General features: G+C 38.2%; 2 protein-coding genes. Both read right to left on the bottom strand.

The window, feature by feature from the left end:
- Positions 1 to 321: 321 nt before the first annotated feature.
- Positions 322 to 1,701: a VWA domain-containing protein gene (locus tag GMD1S_RS07170; protein ID WP_000361432.1), complete on the bottom strand. Its 1,380-nt coding sequence runs from the start codon at positions 1,699 to 1,701 to the stop codon at positions 322 to 324.
- 241 nt (positions 1,702 to 1,942) lie between these two features.
- On the bottom strand, positions 1,943 to 2,562 hold a 620-nt coding region (locus GMD1S_RS07165), incomplete at its 5' end, for a helicase-related protein (protein WP_000328739.1).

Here is a 2,562-nt window from a genome sequence, read left to right as displayed (position 1 = left end):
TCTGACATAAAAATGTCCCCCCTTAAAAAATATTGTTATAGAGTTACAAAGTACTGATAGGAAAACTACTAGTAATGAATACCTACCACCTTATCGGGACTATATAACCTTATCATTATACCACTTTTTACTTTTTTTTGCAGTATTTTCTCGAAATCGAAAAAAGAACCTTACGGCTCTTTTCTCGTCATAAAAATTCGGCTTGTACTCCATAATACAGAAGGTCATACCTGTGCTTATCTGCATACTTCGTTTACAAACTACCTATTTTTTATCTGCTTTTTCCTCACAATGTTTTAACAAACAATCTTCCAGTTAGGCTTACTGTTCCTTAGACTTTCTATTGCTTACAGTTAAGCCAAGTCCAGCCATTAGGAGGCCAAGTCCCACAATACCATAGTTCGCTGTATCATTACTTCCTGTATCAGGGAGTTTCGCCACTTCTTTTTTATAAGCTGTAGCTACTGGAACTGTGGTAGTTGGAGTCGCACTTCCTGTCTGAGCAACAGGTAGTGTTGTACGACGTTCTAGGTAAAATTGGTAATTATCTTTCGTTACCTTGTAATTGTGTCCTTCAGTCACAGTTTCAACAATCCATGTAGTTGCATCCTTAGTTAAAGAATCAGCCAAGTTACGATTAATATTCATTAATCGACCTTCAGATACAAAATCTTTATAGCTAATATCGGTCCCTGTCGAAGTTGCAACAATTCTTTCGATTTTTGCGGCTTTCAAAGACGCAAGAGTATTCGCCATCGTTGGAATTGAAGGATCCTCCTTCATTGGAGCATCTGTCAACAATACGACAAACTTTTTATTTTTAGGTGACTTAGACCAGTCGTAGGTTGAAACAATTTGTGTAAGAGTAGGTGTAGATGTTTCAGGGAAGTCTCCACCATGTGCAAGCTTAATGCCTGCTAAGGCTTTTTCAAGCTCAGCTGGGTCAGAGGTAAAATAAGATTCATTAAATTTTGTTAAAATTGTACCCTCATCTGCTAATCCACCTATACGTCCATATACTTCATCACTAAAGGTAGCTAATCCAAAACGTGCTGCTACTCCATCTTTAGCAAGATTTCTTGCAAACTCATTGATATTGTTACGGACAGTGTCAATAGTTCGAGACATAGATGCTGAACGGTCAACAACAAAAACGATATCGGCAGAGTTAGATTTTGAAATCGTTCTTGTCGCTTTCTTGATTTCGACTGTAGTTGTTTTATCAACACGTTCATATTGGGTATAAGAATTTCCATCTTCATCTTTCCCACTCACTGTACTCTCAGTTGTTTCAGTCTTTGGAGCAGGAAGTTCTTCACTTTTTACAGGTGCCACTTCTGTCTTTGTGACTTCAACTGTTGCAGTTTCTTCATGAATCTTTTGATCACCTTCTTGGCGTTCTTTCACGTCAATAGGTGAAACCTTCTTAGAAACATCAACAAGTTCTCCAGGTTTTGCATCTGATTGGTTAACGACTGGTTTCGCCTCATCAGCTTTAATTTCTGCTACAGCAGCTTCGACTGCCGATTTATTTGCTTCGGTTTTCTTTACTGTTTCAGCTGAAGTAGATGCCGGTTGTGTTGTTTCATCTGCAGACACTTGTCCGACCTGAGCAAAAGCAAACAAAATTGCTACAGAAGCCAACCCAACTTTCATTTTACGGAATGAAAAACGTTGTTGTTTCATAAATGATTTATCCATAGAAGTCCCCTTTTCTTTTCACGGATCAAATGATATAATCCGATTGTTTTATAGTATGATAACACAATTTTGTATAGTTTTCAATTTTTTTCCTTATGATTTCAATAAAATATTGCTCTAAAAAAGGTTTTAAAGCAATTACTGTTTTATAAATCAAATTATTTAAAATATATAATTATTATCTCCTTTGAATATTTCCGGAAATAAAAACTCAGTAGAATCACCTGATTCTACTGAGTTTTTAAAATGTTTGGCGTTTGGCTTTTCGCTCAGCACGCCCACGTGCGCGATTTTCAGCACGCTTGGTTTTGCGGCGTTTTTCATCCACCGCCCATTGAATCTTCTTCTTATAGCCAGGTTTGACTTTTTTCTTTTTCTTTTTAACCAAGCCAATCATTTCAATATCAAGCTTATCCTGCTTCTTTTCACGATTAGCACGACGATCACGGTCATAGGTATCTTGAAACTCTCCGTCTTTGACCATCTTAGGAGTAAACTTGATCCCTAATTTCTCCAACTCACGGATATCCGAGTCATCACTAGGCTGGTAAAGGGTAATCGCTGTACCAGGCAGTCCGTTGCGCCCAGTTCGTCCAACACGGTGAACAAAGAAAGACAAGTCTTGCGGAATGGCATCATTGATAACATGGCTGACCCCTTCAATGTCAATTCCACGCGCTGCCAAGTCTGTTGCAACAATGTACTCAAAATCCAGATTTTTCACCTGATTCATGATCCGTTTGCGTTCACGAGGAGCAATATCTCCATGAATCTTAGCTACCTTCAATCCTTGAGCAGTCAAGTAGGCATGTAACTCATCAGCACGCGTTTTTGTGTTAACAAAAATCATTGCCAAATAAG

The sequence above is a fragment of the Streptococcus sp. GMD1S genome, assembly GCF_000296875.1.
Taxonomy (GTDB): Bacteria; Bacillota; Bacilli; order Lactobacillales; family Streptococcaceae; genus Streptococcus.
Note: the sequence above shows the minus strand (reverse complement) of the source record. Positions and strands in the feature narration are given on the sequence as shown.

Coding starts and splice junctions, on each gene's coding strand:
- GMD1S_RS07170 (WP_000361432.1), bottom strand. CDS start 1,701: ATGGATAAATCATTTATGAAACAACAACGTTTTTCATTCCGTAAAATG.